The organism is Alteromonas sp. AO-Serp (genome assembly GCF_017849675.1).
GTDB lineage: Bacteria > Pseudomonadota > Gammaproteobacteria > Enterobacterales > Alteromonadaceae > Alteromonas > Alteromonas macleodii.
This window is the reverse complement of record NZ_JAFLMX010000042.1, coordinates 1-17217: the sequence shown is the minus strand read 5'-3', so window position 1 is coordinate 17217 and position 17217 is coordinate 1. Positions and strand designations below refer to the sequence as shown.

At 45.7% G+C, this 17217-nt stretch carries 15 protein-coding genes; 1 reads left to right on the top strand and 14 read right to left on the bottom strand.

Going from position 1 to position 17217, the window contains the following annotated elements:
- Positions 1–33: 33 nt before the first annotated feature.
- From lipA to QVA83_RS03640, 14 genes are all read right to left on the bottom strand, one after another.
- Positions 34–996, bottom strand: coding sequence for a lipoyl synthase (lipA, locus tag QVA83_RS03705; protein ID WP_014998236.1), 963 nt, complete (start codon positions 994–996; stop codon positions 34–36).
- Positions 989–1660 carry a lipoyl(octanoyl) transferase LipB gene (gene lipB / locus QVA83_RS03700; protein WP_069944255.1) on the bottom strand — a complete coding sequence of 224 codons (672 nt, stop codon included), beginning with the start codon at positions 1658–1660 and terminating at the stop codon, positions 989–991. Before lipB ends, lipA begins: the two co-directional genes overlap by 8 nt.
- On the bottom strand, positions 1661–1924 hold the full coding sequence (ybeD, locus tag QVA83_RS03695) for a DUF493 family protein YbeD (protein WP_014949347.1): 264 nt from the start codon (positions 1922–1924) through the stop codon (positions 1661–1663).
- A 101-nt stretch (positions 1925–2025) separates the two neighbouring features.
- Positions 2026–3210 (bottom strand): D-alanyl-D-alanine carboxypeptidase family protein, encoded by a 1185-nt coding sequence (locus QVA83_RS03690; protein WP_014949348.1) that lies wholly within the window; start codon positions 3208–3210, stop codon positions 2026–2028.
- Between the two features lie 318 nt (positions 3211–3528).
- Complete coding sequence (locus tag QVA83_RS03685; RefSeq protein ID WP_014976410.1) at positions 3529–4551, bottom strand: septal ring lytic transglycosylase RlpA family protein; 1023 nt, start codon at positions 4549–4551, stop codon at positions 3529–3531.
- Between the two features lie 5 nt (positions 4552–4556).
- Positions 4557–5672 carry a rod shape-determining protein RodA gene (gene rodA, locus QVA83_RS03680; protein ID WP_039229455.1) on the bottom strand — a complete coding sequence of 372 codons (1116 nt, stop codon included), beginning with the start codon at positions 5670–5672 and terminating at the stop codon, positions 4557–4559.
- Complete coding sequence (mrdA, locus tag QVA83_RS03675) at positions 5672–7585, bottom strand: penicillin-binding protein 2 (RefSeq protein ID WP_156078309.1); 1914 nt, start codon at positions 7583–7585, stop codon at positions 5672–5674. The genes rodA and mrdA overlap by 1 nt, the downstream gene beginning before the upstream one ends.
- A gap of 30 nt (positions 7586–7615) precedes the next feature.
- Positions 7616–8086 carry a 23S rRNA (pseudouridine(1915)-N(3))-methyltransferase RlmH gene (gene rlmH / locus QVA83_RS03670; protein WP_156078310.1) on the bottom strand — a complete coding sequence of 157 codons (471 nt, stop codon included), beginning with the start codon at positions 8084–8086 and terminating at the stop codon, positions 7616–7618.
- A gap of 116 nt (positions 8087–8202) precedes the next feature.
- Positions 8203–8520: a ribosome silencing factor gene (gene rsfS, locus QVA83_RS03665; RefSeq protein WP_014949353.1), complete on the bottom strand. Its 318-nt coding sequence runs from the start codon at positions 8518–8520 to the stop codon at positions 8203–8205.
- 17 nt (positions 8521–8537) lie between these two features.
- Positions 8538–9239: a nicotinate (nicotinamide) nucleotide adenylyltransferase gene (gene nadD, locus QVA83_RS03660; RefSeq protein WP_231513069.1), complete on the bottom strand. Its 702-nt coding sequence runs from the start codon at positions 9237–9239 to the stop codon at positions 8538–8540.
- Between the two features lie 13 nt (positions 9240–9252).
- Entirely contained in the window at positions 9253–10281 is a 1029-nt protein-coding gene (gene holA / locus QVA83_RS03655) for a DNA polymerase III subunit delta (RefSeq protein ID WP_014949355.1), read from the bottom strand.
- Positions 10282–10296: 15 nt separating this feature from the next.
- The gene (locus QVA83_RS03650; protein ID WP_014949356.1) at positions 10297–10833 is read right to left on the bottom strand and encodes an LPS-assembly lipoprotein LptE; all 537 of its coding nucleotides are present in this window, start codon (positions 10831–10833) and stop codon (positions 10297–10299) included.
- A gap of 11 nt (positions 10834–10844) precedes the next feature.
- Complete coding sequence (gene leuS, locus QVA83_RS03645) at positions 10845–13448, bottom strand: leucine--tRNA ligase (protein ID WP_287498140.1); 2604 nt, start codon at positions 13446–13448, stop codon at positions 10845–10847.
- Positions 13449–13759: 311 nt separating this feature from the next.
- Complete coding sequence (locus QVA83_RS03640) at positions 13760–14377, bottom strand: SRPBCC family protein (protein WP_014949358.1); 618 nt, start codon at positions 14375–14377, stop codon at positions 13760–13762.
- A gap of 511 nt (positions 14378–14888) precedes the next feature.
- On the opposite strand from QVA83_RS03640, the gene QVA83_RS03635 reads away from it, so the two are divergent.
- Positions 14889–17217: Lon protease family protein (locus QVA83_RS03635; protein WP_287498139.1), on the top strand; the 2329-nt coding region annotated here is incomplete at its 3' end.

Below are 17217 nucleotides of genomic sequence, written 5' to 3'. Positions count from 1 at the left end.
ACGTTAGGCTGAGCCCTATGCTGAAGTTCGGTACTACTTAACTTCTTTACCCGCTGCTTGTTGGTCTGCATGGTAGCTCGAGCGGACCATAGGGCCACATGCTGCATGCGTGAAGCCAATTTCTTTTGCGTAATCACCAAGGGCGTCGAATTCCTTAGGGTGTACGTAGCGCTTAACCGGGTAGTGGTGACGGCTTGGCTGAAGGTATTGACCCAGCGTAAGCATGTCCACATTGTGAGCGCGCAGATCATCAAGTACGCCTTGAATTTCTTCGTTCTCTTCGCCCATACCCATCATCAGACCAGATTTGGTCATCACGTCAGGGTGTTGCGCTTTAAACTTCTTAAGCAAATCCAACGACCATTGGTAATTCGCGCCAGGGCGACATTCACGGTATAAACGCGGGATCGTCTCTAAGTTGTGGTTGAACACATCAGGCACGCCGTTTTTGAAAATCTCAAGTGCACGATCCATACGTCCACGAAAATCGGGTACTAATACTTCGATTGTCGTTGTTGGACTGTGTTCGCGAATGGCGTTAATACAATCTACGAAATGCTGAGCGCCACCGTCGCGAAGGTCATCGCGGTCAACAGAAGTAATAACCACATAGCGCAAATTCATTTCTGCAATGGTTTTAGCCAGCTTCTCAGGCTCTTCTGCGCTCGGAGGCAGTGGTTTACCGTGGGCTACGTCACAGAAAGGACAACGACGGGTACAAATATCACCAAGAATCATAAAGGTGGCTGTACCGTGGTTAAAACACTCGGCAAGGTTAGGACAACTCGCTTCTTCACACACAGAGTGAAGATTGTTTTTGCGAAGTGTCTGTTTGATGTGATCAATTTTCTCGGTAGTACGAGGAAGCTTGATTTTAATCCACTCCGGCTTGCGCAGCATTTCTTCCTTTTCAGTAGGAATAATAGTGACGGGAATGTGTTTTACTTTTTCATCATCACGGAGTTTTACCCCCGCTTGAGGTCGTGCATTACTCATCAAAACCTTCTTTGTATGTTGGCTGTGCAATGGAAAGCGCTTCTAGCAACAAATGCGTTAATTCATTACCAGCGGTCTCAAGCGTAGTTGGACCATTGAGGCGCGCGGTATCGATCATTTCCATACCGGCATAACCGCAAGGGTTAATACGCTGAAACGGTGATAGGTCCATATTAACATTTAAAGCTAAGCCATGAAACGAGCAGCCATTACGTATTCTTAAACCTAATGAACAAACTTTCTTCTCATCGACGTATACGCCAGGCGCATCGGGCTTTGGGTACGCGGTTACGCCATATTTTTCGAGTAGTCCGACCACCGCTTCTTCCATAGCAGTGACTAAATGACGAACACCCAGTTTTCTGCGCTTAATGTTTAGCATCAGATAAATAACTTGTTGCCCTGGACCGTGGTAGGTCACTTGGCCGCCCCGGTCAACCTGAATAACAGGAATGTCACCAGGCATAAGTATGTGTTCAGCTTTGCCCGCTTGTCCTTGCGTAAAGACAGCATCGTGCTCAACAAGCCAAATTTCATCCTGGGTGTTTTGGTCGCGTTCATCGGTGAAGCGCTTCATCGCCTCGAAGATAGGCTCATACGGCTGACGCCCTAACTGACGTACTATAACGCCGTTTGCGTCAGACGCTATCGACTGCTCATTCACTTAAAGTACAACCCTAACCAGCTCTAATTTGGCAAGTTCAGTGTAAATGGTTTCCATGTGCTCTTTACTGGTTACACGCACACTGATAGACACCGAGTGGTAAGTACCTTTACTACTTGGTTTTACGTTAGGCGAGTAATCGCCTGGCGCATGTTGCTGAAGGCAGCTCACTACCTGTTGAGGTAGGTCTTCATGAGCAACGCCCATGACTTTAAACGTTTGGTTTGTTGGAAAATCTAGTAATTCGTCGAAACGGGTATCCATGCGATATCCTTGGTACTTAAAATATCATATAAAAAAACGGCCAGATTGTAACAAATCTGGCCGCTTCACAACTAGCTTTTTAACGTATTCAGTAAAGGTGTTTACTCGTCGTCAAATCCTAGCTGAAGCATAATGTAGTCTTTCATGCGATTAAAGAAGCTGCCTTCTTTTACTTCTTGAAGGGTAACTAGGGGATAACTAGCCACATCTTCACCGTCTAGTTGTAGATAAAGTTTTCCAACAACCTGACCTTTTGCAAGTGGTGCTTCAAGCTTGTCATCAAGTTCGAAGTTAGCTTCTAAATTAGCCGCCTGACCGCGTGGAATAGTAATGGGGGTAGATTGATTAATTCCAAGGTCTACTGTCTCTCTATCACCCATATAGATGCGGTGAGCAACGAAACTATGACCAGCTTGGTATGGCGTAAGTGTCTCGTAAAAACGGAAGCCATACTTAAGTAGCTTTTTGTTTTCAACTTTACGTGCACGTTCGCTATCAGTCCCCATAACTACAGAGATTAGACGCATACCGCCTTGCTCTGCAGAAGTGATTAGGCTGTAGCCCGCATCAGACGTGTGGCCAGTTTTAATGCCATCAACGTTTAAGCTTTTGTCCCACAACAGGCTATTGCGGTTGTATTGCTTAATGCCGTTGTAGGTGAATTCCTTCTCGCTATAAATCTTGTACATTTCTGGCGTTTCTGCGATAAGCGCGCGAGACAGAATCGCCATGTCACGAGGGGTAGTGTAGTGGTCAGGGTCGTGAAGACCGTGAGCATTAACCCAGTGAGAACCACTCATGCCAAGTGATGCCGTGTGTGCATTCATCATGCTGGCAAAAGCAGATTCTGAACCTGCTACGTGTTCTGCCATAGCAACACAGGCGTCGTTACCTGACTGCACAACAATGCCACGCAGTAAGTCACGTACTGAAACTTGTGTACCTACTTCAATAAACATTTTTGACGAGTCAGGGAATTTCTTCGCCCATGCGTTTTCCGAGATAGTCACTTCGTCGTCTAAGCTGATGTTACCGGCCTGTAATTCTTTGCCAATAACATAAATAGTCATTATTTTCGTTAAGCTCGCAGGAGCAAGCTGCATGTCCGCATTTTTAGATGCAATCACATGACCCGTTTCAAAGTCGGTTAGAAGAAAACCTTCTGCGGCAACTGAAGGAGCAGGCGGAGTGACTACGGCAGCATTTGCTGTGTGTAGTAAAGTGCCTATCACCAAAAAGGCAAATGAAAGTAATGACGGTTTAGCGCGTTGAATTATTCTGAGCATGGTTCTAATTTCTTTGACCGTTTTATCCGTGTGAGTTAAAGCTTACCCTATTGTTGCGATGACCGCGAAACGATGACCGCAAAACATGGCTACCCAATTTTAGCTTTTGTCCAATTCGTAACCGAATTCTGTTGTTTCACCTACTTATTAGCTGAGGTGACGAGAGATCTTAACGAAAGGCTGCTTATAAGACTAGGTTTTATCAAAAAAGTTTACGCGATTGTAGGTATTAGGCGAAGAAACCGTGATATTGCCTGCTGAATGACACAATGCTGCCACAATGTCGTTGTTTTTATGAGCGTGCGACAACCCAACTAACTACATGGTCTGCGTAATCGCGTAAGCGTTGGGATAGCCATTTTGCTTTAATTGTTCAAGAACCTCCGCGACGACAGCTTCATCGTGGATAGGGCCAAGCTGTAGTTTATAAATGTTATCTGCTACTGGCAGGTGAGCGGGAATTTGATATAACGCCGATAGCACGTTAGAGATAGATTTTGCCTTCTCGGCGTTTGAAAGCGCAGCAACTTGAATATAAATCGCATCACTTACCACGTTGCTACTATTCTCACTGCTGCTTGAGTTGGTATCCGCGGTGTTCGAAGAGGGGGCTAATGGCGGGGTGGGTGAAGTTGCTGCCAAGGCCGGTGCGGGTACTACCGCAATACCCAAATATTCATCGTAAGTAACGGTTGGACTGTTTCCCACCGTCACATTGTTTTGTTCGTCAAAGTGGATAACTTCAAGTTTGACTCGCGCTGTGCCTTTGCTGTGGTAGCCTAGTTTTACTGCGGCTGCATACGACAAATCGATAATTCTATCATCGTGAAAAGGGCCGCGGTCGTTAACGCGGACGATCGCTTGTTTGTTATTTTCCAAGTTAGTAACACGCACGTAAGAGGGCAGTGGCAATGTTTTGTGAGCCGCGCTCATGGCAAACATATTGTAAGTTTCGCCATTTGAGGTTAAGTGACCGTGAAACTTCTGACCATACCAACTGGCATAGCCGACCTCTTCATAGCCTTTGCCACTATCCATTGGCGTGTAGTGCTTGCCTAGTACCTTGTAAGGCCTGCTGTTAAACATGCGGTAGGCTTCGTATTTTGGTACAGCATCAAGTGTTTCTGGTTTCTTGGCAACGTGCTTAGGCGCTGAGTCTTGCTTTTGAGTATAGCGACCAGATTGTGTAGGTGCACTTTGGCATCCCACTAATGCCAAAACTATAAAAACAGCTGAGCCATAGCGAAAGAACTGTCCGTTTGCCAGATTTTGGGCAACAAGACCCGCATTAACTAAACCCGCTTTTACAAAATCAAGTACCGAAAAAAGGCGTTGCAACATACAAGTTATCTAGACATTAAACGTTTCTGAGTGGCAATGGCCATAAGAATGCCAAAACCTGCCATTAAAGTCACCATAGATGTTCCTCCAAAGCTCACTAGAGGAAGGGGAACACCCACCACGGGAAGTAATCCGGACACCATGCCCATGTTTACAAATACATAAACAAAAAAAGTAAGGGTAATACTGCCACCAAGCAATTTTGCATAGGCGTCTTGTGCCCGGCTAGAAATTATAAGGCCGCGCATAATTATAAAAATGTATATTGCCATTAAGCACATTACACCGGTAAGACCAAACTCTTCGCTGAATACTGAAAAGATAAAATCGGTGTGACGTTCGGGTAAAAACTCGAGTTGTGACTGCGTACCCTGTAACCAGCCTTTGCCGTCTACACCACCGGAACCAATGGCAATTTTAGATTGGATTATGTGGTAGCCAGAACCTAGTGGATCGCTTTCCGGGTTCAAAAAAGTAAGAACCCGCTGCTTTTGATAATCCTTCATTAAAAAGAACCACATCACAGGCGCAAACGCGCCAATGAGGCCGCCCACTACTGAAATAAGACGCCAGCTCATACCTGCCAGGAATATGGCAAAGATACCTGAACTGGCGATGAGTAATGAGGTCCCTAAATCAGGCTGCTTTGCAATGAGAATGGTGGGCACGACCACCAAACCAAACCCAACGATAATGTGGGTGGTGCGTGGCGGCATAGTGAATTTACTGATATACCATGCAACCATCATAGGCACGGCAAGCTTCATCAGTTCAGAGGGCTGAAAACGGATAAAGCCCAGGTCTAGCCAGCGCTGTGCGCCTTTGCCCATATCACCAAATAATAAAACGGCAATTAGCATGAGCAGGCCTGCACCATAGGCATAGGTTGAGAAAAACCTAAACACGCCCAAAGGGGCTTGGGCTAATCCGAACATAACGATAAAGCTAAATCCCAGCCTGATAAACTGGCGCTCCATTTGCTCCATATCCTGACCTGACGCCGAGTACAGAGTAAATAGCCCAACACAACTTAGCACGAGTAGCCCGACTAACAGCCATCCATCGATATGAATGCGCTGAAGAAAACTCATTTTATTAGGGTTTATGGTGGTTCTCTTCACTAGTTTGTCCCTAATTCATTATCATTGTTTGCCGAGTCAGCTTCGGCAGTTTCAAAAACACGGTCTCTGAAATAGAAATCCATGATTTGACGGGCGACGGGTGCTGCGTTCTTACTACCACCGCCTACGTTCTCAAGGACCACGGTTACCGATATCTCTGGATCATTGAACGGTGCGAAGCCAACATACATGGCATTGTCTCGAAGACGCTCATCAATTTTAGTAGCGTCATATTTTTCATTTTGGCCAACGGTAAACAACTGTGCTGTTCCTGTCTTACCCGCAGAGTCGTAAGGGGTATCTGCAAATGCATGACGCGCGCCGCCTTCTTCGCCACTCACAACATCGCGCATGGCGTTTAACACCACATCTAAATTGTTACGGTTCTTAATTTCTATAGGCCGCAGCGACTTAAGTGGGATGAGGTCGACAGAACTATCGGTGTTCATATAACCGCGAATGATTTGTGGAATATAGCGTTCCCCAGCATTGATCAGCGTGTTAACCGATGTATTTAACTGTACCGGCGTGGTGGTCCAATAGCTCTGTCCTATACCAACGGGTATGGTGTCACCAATATACCAAGGTTGATTAAAGCGAGCGCGTTTCCAGCCTCGGCTAGGCATGTTGGCATCTGACTCTTCGTAAAGATCGATACCCGTGAAATCTCCGAATCCGAATTCGTACATAGATTCACTGATTTTATCGATACCCAATTTATACGCTAGCTCGTAATAATAAGTATCGCACGACACTTCTATTGCTTTTGATACGTTAACTTTGCCATGTCCCCATCGACGCCAATCGCGCCACACGTGCGACACATTTGGCAATTGATAGCGACCTGTATCGTTAATGGTGTAGTCTTTGGTGATAATGCCTTCTTCTAGTCCAACAAAACCAAGGTGCGGTTTAATGGTAGAAGCGGGAGGGTATTGTCCTTGTGTCGCCCTGTTAATTAGCGGGCGGTCTGGCGAATTCAGTAGCGCAGAGTAATTCTTGCTGCTGATACCGTGCACGAATAAATTGGGGTCGTAACTAGGGTTAGAATAAAGTGCCAGTACGCCACCTGTTTTAACGTCGGTAACCACTACAGCGCCGCGCATGCCTTCTATTATTCGCTGGGCTTCTAACTGAAGCTCTAAATCCAGGTTAAGTACGATGTCTTTGCCCGGTGTTGGTGGCTCAACACTGAGTACACGAATAATTCGGCCTTGATTGTTTACTTCGACCTGCTGATAACCCACTTTTCCATGAAGCAGCTCTTCGTGGTATTTCTCTATACCTAGCTTACCGATATCGTGGGTTGCGGCGTAATTATCTTCTTGGCCTGCTTCAACGAGTTTTTGTAAGTCTCGCTTGTTAATGCGTGCAACATAACCCAGTGCATGGGTAAGCGTTTCTTTATAAGGGTAATGACGAGCTAAACGCGCTTCAATTTGAACACCTGGAAATTTGTGTTTGCTGGCAGAGAACAGCGCTACTTCTTCTTCGCTTAGCTGAGTGCGAAGCGCAACGGGTTTAAATCTCCGCGTTCCTTTTAGCGTAGATTGAAAGCGTTCAATTTCATCGCTGGTGATGCTCATTAATTCGGTCAGATCTGCAAGGGTTTGTTCAATATCATCCACTTGCTCTGGAATAATTTCCAAACTGAAAACCGGACGGTTCTCGGCTAAAAGCACGCCGTTACGGTCATAAATGAGACCGCGGTTAGGCGCTACGGGCAGCACTTTAATTCGGTTACCGTTAGACCGGGTTTGATAATCTTCAAACTGGGTGACCTGCAAAGAATAGAGGTTGTTAAGTACAATGCCCAACATGGCCACAACAATAATAAAAGCAATGGTCGCTCGGCGCGCGAACAAGTTCGCTTCAGCGGAGTGGTCCCGTATTGCTTGACGTTTTCGTTGCATTGACTTCCTTTGCATTAATAAAGCGACCAATTACTCACGGTGATAAGGGTGATTTTGCGTCACCGACCACGCGCGGTATAAGCTTTCTGTAAGAATGATCCTAACAAGTGGATGAGGTAGAGTTAAGGCTGATAAGGACCACTTTTGTTCCGACGCAGCAATACATTCTGGTGCTAGCCCTTCTGGACCACCAATAAGCAGGCTTACGTCGCGCCCGTCCATTTTCCAATTGTCGAGTTGTTTAGCAAGCGTGGGAGTGTCCCAGGGTTTACCTGTTACTTCTAACGTAACAATGCGATTTCCTTTGGGAATAGCGGCTAGCATTTGCTCGCCTTCTTTTCCCAAAATGCGCTTAATATCCGCGTTTTTGCCTCGCTTTCCGGCGGGTATTTCAGTAAAGGACACTGGCATGTCGCTAGGGAAACGACGAATAAACTCATCCACGCCTGTACTTACCCAGCTTGGCATTTTTGTTCCGACCGCGACGATTTGTATACGCACTTCTTTTACCCTTACCGCAGGAATTAGTATTTCACTTATACAATAAAGGCCATACGCATTTGAGTATGGCCTTTATTGACCGTGTTACTGCATGTTTATAGCAGGCGTTTACGCCACTACGACCACAGTTTCTCTAGCTGGTAGAAATCACGGGTTTCATCTTGCATAACGTGCAAAATAACATCACCAAAATCAACCAGAACCCATTCGCCGGTTTCCTTACCTTCCACGCTTCCAGGTGCGTGGCCCGCTTTCTTCGCTTCTACCATGACATTTTCTGCAATAGATGAAACGTGGCGCTTTGAGTTACCTGAACAAATGATCATGGTATCTGTAATACTTGATTTGCCGCGAACGTCTAGTTCAATAACATCACGGCCTTTCATATCGTCAATTTTGTCTTTAACAAACTGTTTGAGCTGTTGACTCTCCAAGAGTTTTCCTCACTTACTTAACTTTTATATAACTGATGTTCGTTTATGTAATCTAAAACGCTTTCTTCTAACCATAAGTTAGATAGGTCAGCATTTGAACTGTTTGGCGTACCCGATTTCTCGGACGTGGCAGCACTTGCTAGTACGTCACGAATTTCAGTAGATGAAACACTAAAAAGCGGTGTGTTGGTTAACACTACATGGCCTGCAGGCTTTGCGTGAATAACACTTTTATCGTTAGCCACATGACAATCTAACCAAGCTTGTATTGCGGGAGGAGGCGAAAATTTCTCATCGTCTCTGCGCATAACCACTAAGTGACAATAATCGAGCAGGTGTTCCCACTCGTACCATTTGTCCAGATTATACAGTGAATCTGCGCCAATGAAAAAACAGATTGTGTCATCGCTTTTCTCTTTAAGTGCACGCAGTGTTTTAACTGTATAAGAGGGTGACGGAAGCGCCAGTTCAATTAACTCTGGAATAAGTCTGTCATTGTTTTGGGCGCAAAGTTCAATCATTTTTACCCGGTGGCTTTCTGACACACCTACTGACTTATGCGGAGCTAATTTACAAGGCATGAGATGAACTTGGTTTACGCCAATTTCATCTGCCGCTTTAAGTGCCGCACCAATATGGCCTTTATGCGGCGGATTAAACGTACCACCAAGAATGGCTTTCACCGTTGGATATGCTCGAGAAGCGCCGGAAAGACTCACTTAGACTTGCCCATTATGCCTGTAACAAAGGAATTTCGCGAAGGTCCATACCCATGAACATCATGCACAGGTGACACATTTCGACGTAAGGGCGGGCAATGACATTTTGTTTGAATGCATGATCTGACTGAGTCAACGCTTTTTGGATGTCTTCTAGCTGCGCGACGCTCAGACGATTCAAGGCACTTTGATAAAAACCTTGTCTATTACGCCAAATACCGAATTTTTGCCACTGAATGGGGGCACCGCTTTGCTGCGCTAGTTTTAGTTTCCATAACTGCTCCCACTCTCGAATCAGCGCCCAAATAATGATGTTAGGCTCCAGACCCTCGCTCTCTAATCGGTATAGCATTTTTATGCAGCGGGTACTGTCGCCGCTAAGCATAACGTCAACCAGTTGAAACACGTTGAAACGCGACTGATCGACCATCGCCTTTTCAATTTGTTCGTCTGAAATAGACTGGTGTGGATAGAGTAGGGCGAGCTTATCAATTTCTTGCTTAGCAGCAAGCATGTTGCCTTCGCAGAAATCAGCTATCATCTTAGCACCCGACGCTGATACGGAGAGTTGGTGGGCATTTAACTGCTGGTTTAGCCATGCATTGAGCTGCTTGCCTTCCAACGGGTAACACAATACCGACGCGCCCAAATCATCAAGCACTTTAAACCATTTGCCGCGCTGCACGTCTTTGCCAATTTTGGGGCCGTGAACCAGCAACAAAATATCGGGGTTTAATGACGCCGCGACTTCTTGCAGCATTTTACTGCCTTCAGTGCCCGGTTTTCCCGTAGGTAGCTCTAATTCAATGAACTGTTGGCTTGAGAAAAGCGACATGCTTTGTGTGGCTTCAATCAACTGATTCCAGTTAAAGCCTGTTTCAGCAACTAGTACTGTACGCTCTTCAAAGCCATTGGCTTTTGCTTTAGCGCGTATTTGCTCAATGACATCAAACTTCTGCTGGGGTTCATCTCCAAACACCAGATAGCACGGGCGAAGTGCCTTGGTGATATCTTGGCTAAATTGGTTTGGATAAATCTGCATGAAAAATTCTGATGTTTACAGACTAACGGAAGTTGATGCATTTGGTGCAGCGGCTGCCTGACTGGAAAGGCGTCTGATCATGATATCAGCGGCTTCATCGCGCATTTCACTTAGCATCAATTCAAGTTCGCGAGACTTTGCCAACACTTGGTCAGGGTCGTCTTGATAGTCACGTACTACTTCAAATTGCACCATTACCGCTTCCTTACCAGGAAACTGCACGCGGTAACGCACAACATATATCAGTTCATATTCAGCAACTTGACCCGAAGGATAAACCGACAGCAGCTGACGTTCTAATTTCTCTGGAAGCAAATAGATGTTTACGTTTTGGTTAGAGCGCGATGTTTTATCTACGCTAACACTGGATAAACCGTAAACGTTTAAGCGTTTGTCAAGCGCACGCGCCAAGGGCGCGTGTGCTCGGGCACTTTCAATAGCAACGGTGTTTATGTCGTCAGGTAAGCTAGGGCTACTTCGCAAATGAAAGCCACAGCCAGTAACCAATACGGTTCCCAACACAGCGACTGCGAATTGTAAGTGCTTTTTCATCAGTATCTGACCTAGTTAGCTACAATGTTTACAAGCTTGCCAGGCACAACAATCACTTTACGAATGGTTTTACCTTCGATGAATTGCTGAACGTTAGGCTGTTCTTTCGCAGATGCTTCAATGCTCTCTTTGCTTGCATCAGCAGCAATTGTCATCTTAGCGCGCACCTTACCGTTAACCTGAACGATGATTAGCTTTTCGTCTTCAACCAATGCGGCTTTATCAGCCTGTGGCCATGGCGCTAAATCGATATCTTCACCGTGACCCAACACTTTCCATAGCTCGTGAGCGATGTGCGGCGTAATAGGGTTTAGAAGCAACAAGATAGATTCACAGGCTTCGCGCATAATTGCGATGTCCTGCGCGTTTTCTTGTGGTGCTTTTTGAAGGTGGTTTAACAATTCCATCACCGCTGCAACCGCAGTGTTAAAGGTTTGACGACGGCCTAGGTCATCAGACACCTTTTCAATGGTCTTGTGTACTTCACGGCGAAGTGCCTGTTGGTCTTTCGACAGTGCCTTAACATCAATCGCTTCTGGCGTGCCTTTTTCAACGTGTTCGGTCACTAATTTCCAGATACGACGTAAGAAACGGTTTGCACCTTCAACACCAGAGTCTACCCACTCAAGGGTTTGCTCCGGTGGCGCAGCAAACATGGTAAATAAACGCACCGTATCGGCACCGTACTGATCAATAACTTCCTGAGGGTCGATACCGTTATTCTTCGACTTAGACATTTTCGTCATACCGCCGTGAATAACTTCTTCACCGTCAGCGGTTAGCCATGCTTTAACAATACGGCCTTTATCGTCCTTTTCAGTGCTTACTTCGGTAGGCGAGAACCAGGTTTTCTTACCAGACGCGTCTTCACGATAGTACGAGTCAGCTAATACCATGCCTTGACACAGCAAACGCTTGAACGGCTCATCAGAGTTTACCAAGCCTTCATCGCGTAACAACTTGTGGAAGAAACGCGAGTAAAGTAAGTGCAAGATAGCGTGCTCGATACCACCAATGTACTGATCTACTGGTAACCAGTAGTTAGCTGATGTTGGATCAAGCATGGCGTCGTTGTTAGTAGCACAGGCATAGCGCGCGTAGTACCACGATGACTCCATAAAGGTGTCGAAAGTATCCGTTTCACGTAACGCGGCTTCGCCATTGTATGTGGTTTTTGCCCACTCAGGGTCAGCTTTAATTGGCGAGGTAACGCCATTCATTTCTACGTCTTCAGGCAAAACAACCGGTAGTTGGTCAGCAGGAACCGGAACAGATTCACCGTTTTCCAAATTTAGCATTGGAATAGGTGCGCCCCAGTAGCGCTGACGGCTTACGCCCCAGTCACGAAGACGGTAATTTACTTTGCGCTTTCCACAGCCTTTGCTTTCAAGTTCATCAGCAATACCATTAAATGCGGCATCGAACTCAAGACCGTCGAACTTATATGAATTGATCAAGCTACCTTTTTCAGTAAATGCAGAGGCGGTAAGGTCGCACTTATCTTCATCACCTGCGTTTGGCGCAATGACTTGTTGAATAGGTAGGTTGTATTTAGTCGCAAACTCCCAATCGCGCTGGTCGTGGCCAGGAACAGCCATTACCGCGCCTGAACCATAGTCCATCAACACGAAGTTAGCGACCCAAATTGGAAGCTTTTCACCGGTTAGTGGGTGAACAACCTCAAAACCCGTGGCGAAACCTTTCTTCTCCATGGTTGCTAATTCAGCTTCAGCAACTTTGGTGTTTTTACATTCGTCGATAAAGGCCGCTAAATCTGGGTTCGATTTTGCTGCGAATTCGGCAAGAGGGTGCTGCGCAGCCACTGCAACGTAAGTAACGCCGTAGAAGGTATCTGGGCGCGTGGTATATACCGTCAAATCGGCAATGTCGTTAACCGCTGACGCTAAATCGAAGGTAATTTCAACACCTTCAGAGCGGCCAATCCAGTTCGCCTGCATTGCGCGTACTTGGTCTGGCCATTCTTCAAGCTGTTCTAAGTCTTGTAAAAGTTCTTCGGCGTAGTCAGTAATTTTAATAAACCACTGAGGGATCTCTTTTTGCTCAACCAGCGCACCAGAGCGCCATCCGCGACCGTCGATTACCTGCTCGTTAGCCAAAACAGTTTGGTCTACAGGGTCCCAGTTCACAGTAGAGTTTTTCTTGTAAACAAGACCTTTTTCGTAAAGGCGTGTGAAGAACCACTGTTCCCAGCGATAGTAATCTGATTTACATGTGGTTACTTCGCGATCCCAGTCGTAACCGAAACCCAACGAGCGAAGTTGGTTTTTCATGTAATCAATATTTGAGTATGTCCATTTCGCAGGTGCAGTGTTGTTGTTAATTGCTGCGTTTTCAGCCGGAAGACCAAAAGCATCCCAGCCCATAGGCTGCAATACATTTTTACCCTGCATGCGCTGGAAACGGCTGATCACGTCACCAATGGTGTAGTTGCGCACGTGACCCATGTGAAGTCGGCCACTAGGGTATGGGAACATAGACAGGCAGTAGAACTTTTCTTTTTCTACGTCGTCATTTGCTTTAAACGATTGGTTTTCTTCCCAGTATTGCTGAACGCGTTGTTCAATGTCTTTCGGATTGTACTGATTATCGGCCATGAAACTTAGGCTTCCGCATTAAAAGTTAAAACGTTTATGGGGCGGCATAAGGCGAGTTTGTAGCAACGCCAACTAACCGCGCGTGGGATTCACCCACTTAACATACATATAGCCCAGTAGAATAACCCAGCGCTAAGCCATGCCTCAATAGCTTAACACCGAACTTGGCAATATTTATTGTTGCTTGCTTGAAAAGTGAGCATTAATGACACAGTTTACGCCGATTGAACACCAGAACTCGCCCCATTTGCTCATCTTACTTTCTCTTGGCGCCATCTTATCTTGTCGATAAACAGGCCTCGGTGTCACATCTAATTATTGTCACTAAACGCGGTTAGCGCATTTAGTTGTTGCGCCTGCACTTTGTCTACTACTCGAACTAAATTGGCGGCGTCTTCGTTAGATGCTTTTTGGCCATTAAAGTGAATATTGCCTGAGGCGTGGTAGGTAAGAGTGACTTTAGTTTTCGGTATGCGACCGTCTTGTGTGTTTGCATCCGATGAAGTGCTCGATGCTATTGTGCTGAATTCCCATGTCAGTGCACCTGACATACCCATCTCTTGAAGCGGGCCTAAGCCACCTGTCATCACCACTTTTTTGTTCGGTTCAACATAGCTTACCTGCATATGCGCTGCACTCGCCGTGTCTGTCGTTTCACAGAAACAGCCACCAGCCTGCTCATCTATGCGCAAAGCACCTTTCCACCATGTGTGGTCTTTCGGCCACCACATATCCACATGTTGAATAAAATGAGAGTACACGACTTCAACTGGCGCATAGCTTTCACTCTCATTGGTAATAGAAAACCCTGAGTTATCTGCATAGTTTACGTTAGCGATACTCATTGAAGAAAATGCCGTACCCAGAAAGATAGCAAGGAAAGAGGAGGTGAGCAGAAGGGGTGAGCGAGTTTTCAATTTTTTTGTCATTGTTATTACCCTGTTTTTGTTCATTGGTTATTGCGCGCGAAACCTGGTCTCGTCGCCAAACGAATTTCGGTTTTTGTGTTTTCTAAGGTAATTGAAAGCAGCTTGCGTTGCTACCTACTTTAAAGCCTTACTGTTACAGGATTCTTCAGAGCTTTGTCTTGACCACATTGTCCTTACGGCTCTGACCTTGGCGCGCTTTTCTTAACGCTGTGATTTTAATGCTCTGATCCAAATTATGTGGCAGAAATAAATGCAGCGGTTAAATTGAAGTAAGTTCTTTCGTACTTAACTCCTTTTCGGCTTTAATTAGACGCTACACCTTGTGTCGCAAGGTATCAGTTCTAATGAAGACCACAAAAAGCTCGTAGTGCTTGCCAATTCCTCTCTAAAATCATGAAGGTGGTTGTTTGTTGTGCAATTAGCGATGCAAAGCTGCCTTATTCAGGATAAGCGTTTGACACTAATGTTAATTAGGGTTTCACTTAAGTAAAGAAACAAAGATAGAACAGACATGTCTGTAGACAGTAAATTATATGCGTTAGATGTAGACGCGCTTTCACCTACCATAAATCGCCGAGCGATAAACAGTGCCTTAAAAGATGATGAAGCGCTAAATGCGACCTTCATTGGGCAAGAGCGTGCGCGTGAAGCACTTACGTTTGGGTTAGGTATTAACACCAAAGGCTATAATCTTTACGTGATGGGTGAGCCCGCTACGGGGCGCTTCACTCTAGTGAAGGATTACATTGAACGCCAAGTTGCCCAGCTACCGGCGCCTGATGATTGTTGTTATATCAACAATTTTGACGAAGAGCGCGAACCTGTTGCGCTAAAATTTCCTCCCGGTGGTGGAAAAGCATTCCACAAGGACATGGCTGCGCTTATTGACGATGTCTTAGACTCACTGCCCATTGCTTTTGATAACCCGGGATATCAGCGCCGTCGCGCGTCAATTTCCAGAGAGTTCGAGCAAAAGTACGATGCGGCTATCGATGCGGTAGAGCGTTACGCACAAGCGAATGATGTTGCGCTGTACGAAGAGGGTGGCTCTATTACGTTTTCACCTATCGTTAACGGCAAGCCAATAAGTGACACAGAGTTTGCGTCATTATCTGATGCACAACGGGAAGGGTTTTATACTCTTATCGACGAACTAGAAAATAGGTTAAGCGAAGGTCTGTTAAGCCTACCTACGTGGAAACGCGAAAACTCTGAGCGTCTGCGTGAGCTTGACAAAAAGACCGCAGAGCAGGGGATTAAGCCGCTGCTAAAAGTGCTTGAACACAAATACGCATCTGAGCTAGGGGTAATGAAGTACCTCAAGCAGCTTAAAACTGCATTAGTCAATGCTATCTTAGTCATTCACAGTGAAGAGCAGAAAGAAGAGAAGAGTGATGACTTCGACAAGAAGGTATTTTTAGAAGAGCAATTTCTTCCTAACGTTTTGGTGTCGAATAAACTCGATGACGCAGCCCCTGTTATTTATGAGCCGAACCCTACTTATCAAAATTTGTTTGGCAAAATAGAGTACACCAACATTCACGGCAGCGTGTTTACCAACTATCGCATGATTCAGCCCGGTGCGCTCCATCGTGCAAATGGCGGTTATTTGTTGTTGGATGTCGACCAACTTATTGAACAACCTTTCGTGTGGGATACTCTTAAGCTTGCCATCAAGTCACAGCGCTTGCGCATGGACTTACCCCAGCAAGATGTGGGTATGGTGAACAATATTACGCTCAATCCACAGCCCATCGACTTAAATGTGAAAATCGTTCTGTTAGGCTCGCGTGATTTATACTACACGCTGCAAGATTACGATGACGAGTTTGATGAACTGTTTAGAGTGTTGGTGGATTTTGATTTGGAAATTCCCGTCACCAGACAGGCGCTTTTTGATTTCGTGGGCAAAGTACGTGCGCATCTTATTCAGTTAGGACTTAAAGGCATTACCGCTAACGCGATGTGCAGGCTAGTTGAGTACTCGTTAAGAATGGCTGAACATAAAGAAAAGCTATCTGCGCACTTCGCTGAAGTTATCGAGCTAGTTAATGAAGCCTATTATTTCTGTCAGAAATCTAATGCCGACACGCTAGAACTTGATCATTTAAAAACAGCATTAAGTGCCAAGAAGCGTCGTACCGGCCGTGTCAGCCAAACACTATTAAACGATATTAAAGAAGGGCACGTGCTTATTGCCACTGAAGGAAAAGCGGTAGGCAAAGTAAACGGGTTAACGGTATTGGATATTGGTGACACTGCATTTGGTACGCCTGCACGCATTACGTCTACTGTATTTGCCGGCGCAAGTGGTGTAGTTGATATTGAGCGTGAGGTAGAGCTTGGACAGCCTATTCACTCAAAAGGCGTCATGTTGTTAAACGGCTACTTGGGCAACAAGTATGCCCAACATTTCCCGTTAACCCTATCGGCAAATATAGCGCTAGAGCAGTCATACGGACATATTGATGGCGATAGTGCATCCCTTGGTGAACTGGTTGCGCTTATCTCTGCGTTGACTGAAATCCCTTGCTTACAAACCTTGGCTATCACGGGTTCCATAAACCAGTATGGTGAAGTGCAAGCGGTTGGCGGTGTGAACGAAAAGATAGAAGGCTTTTTCGACTTGTGTCAACACCGTGGCCTCACCGGCACGAAAGGCGTGATTATTCCTAAATCAAATGCGATTAATTTGGTATTAGACGCCACTGTTATCGATGCTGTGAAAAAAGGGCTGTTCCATATTTACACTGTAGAGACCGTTGATGACGCGCTATCTATTTTGATGGAACAGGAAGCGGGTAAATTAAGTAGTAAAGGTCGTTACCCCAAAAATTCAA

Excerpts from the sequence above, each read along its gene's own strand:
- QVA83_RS03640 (WP_014949358.1), bottom strand. The coding sequence starts at position 14,377 with ATGACAAAAAAATTGAAAACTCGCTCACCCCTTCTGCTCACCTCCTCT.
- QVA83_RS03685 (WP_014976410.1), bottom strand. The coding sequence starts at position 4,551 with ATGTTGCAACGCCTTTTTTCGGTACTTGATTTTGTAAAAGCGGGTTTA.
- leuS (WP_287498140.1), bottom strand. The coding sequence starts at position 13,448 with ATGGCCGATAATCAGTACAATCCGAAAGACATTGAACAACGCGTTCAG.
- holA (WP_014949355.1), bottom strand. The coding sequence starts at position 10,281 with ATGCAGATTTATCCAAACCAATTTAGCCAAGATATCACCAAGGCACTT.
- ybeD (WP_014949347.1), bottom strand. The coding sequence starts at position 1,924 with ATGGATACCCGTTTCGACGAATTACTAGATTTTCCAACAAACCAAACG.
- QVA83_RS03650 (WP_014949356.1), bottom strand. The coding sequence starts at position 10,833 with ATGAAAAAGCACTTACAATTCGCAGTCGCTGTGTTGGGAACCGTATTG.
- lipA (WP_014998236.1), bottom strand. The coding sequence starts at position 996 with ATGAGTAATGCACGACCTCAAGCGGGGGTAAAACTCCGTGATGATGAA.
- QVA83_RS03690 (WP_014949348.1), bottom strand. The coding sequence starts at position 3,210 with ATGCTCAGAATAATTCAACGCGCTAAACCGTCATTACTTTCATTTGCC.
- mrdA (WP_156078309.1), bottom strand. The coding sequence starts at position 7,585 with ATGCAACGAAAACGTCAAGCAATACGGGACCACTCCGCTGAAGCGAAC.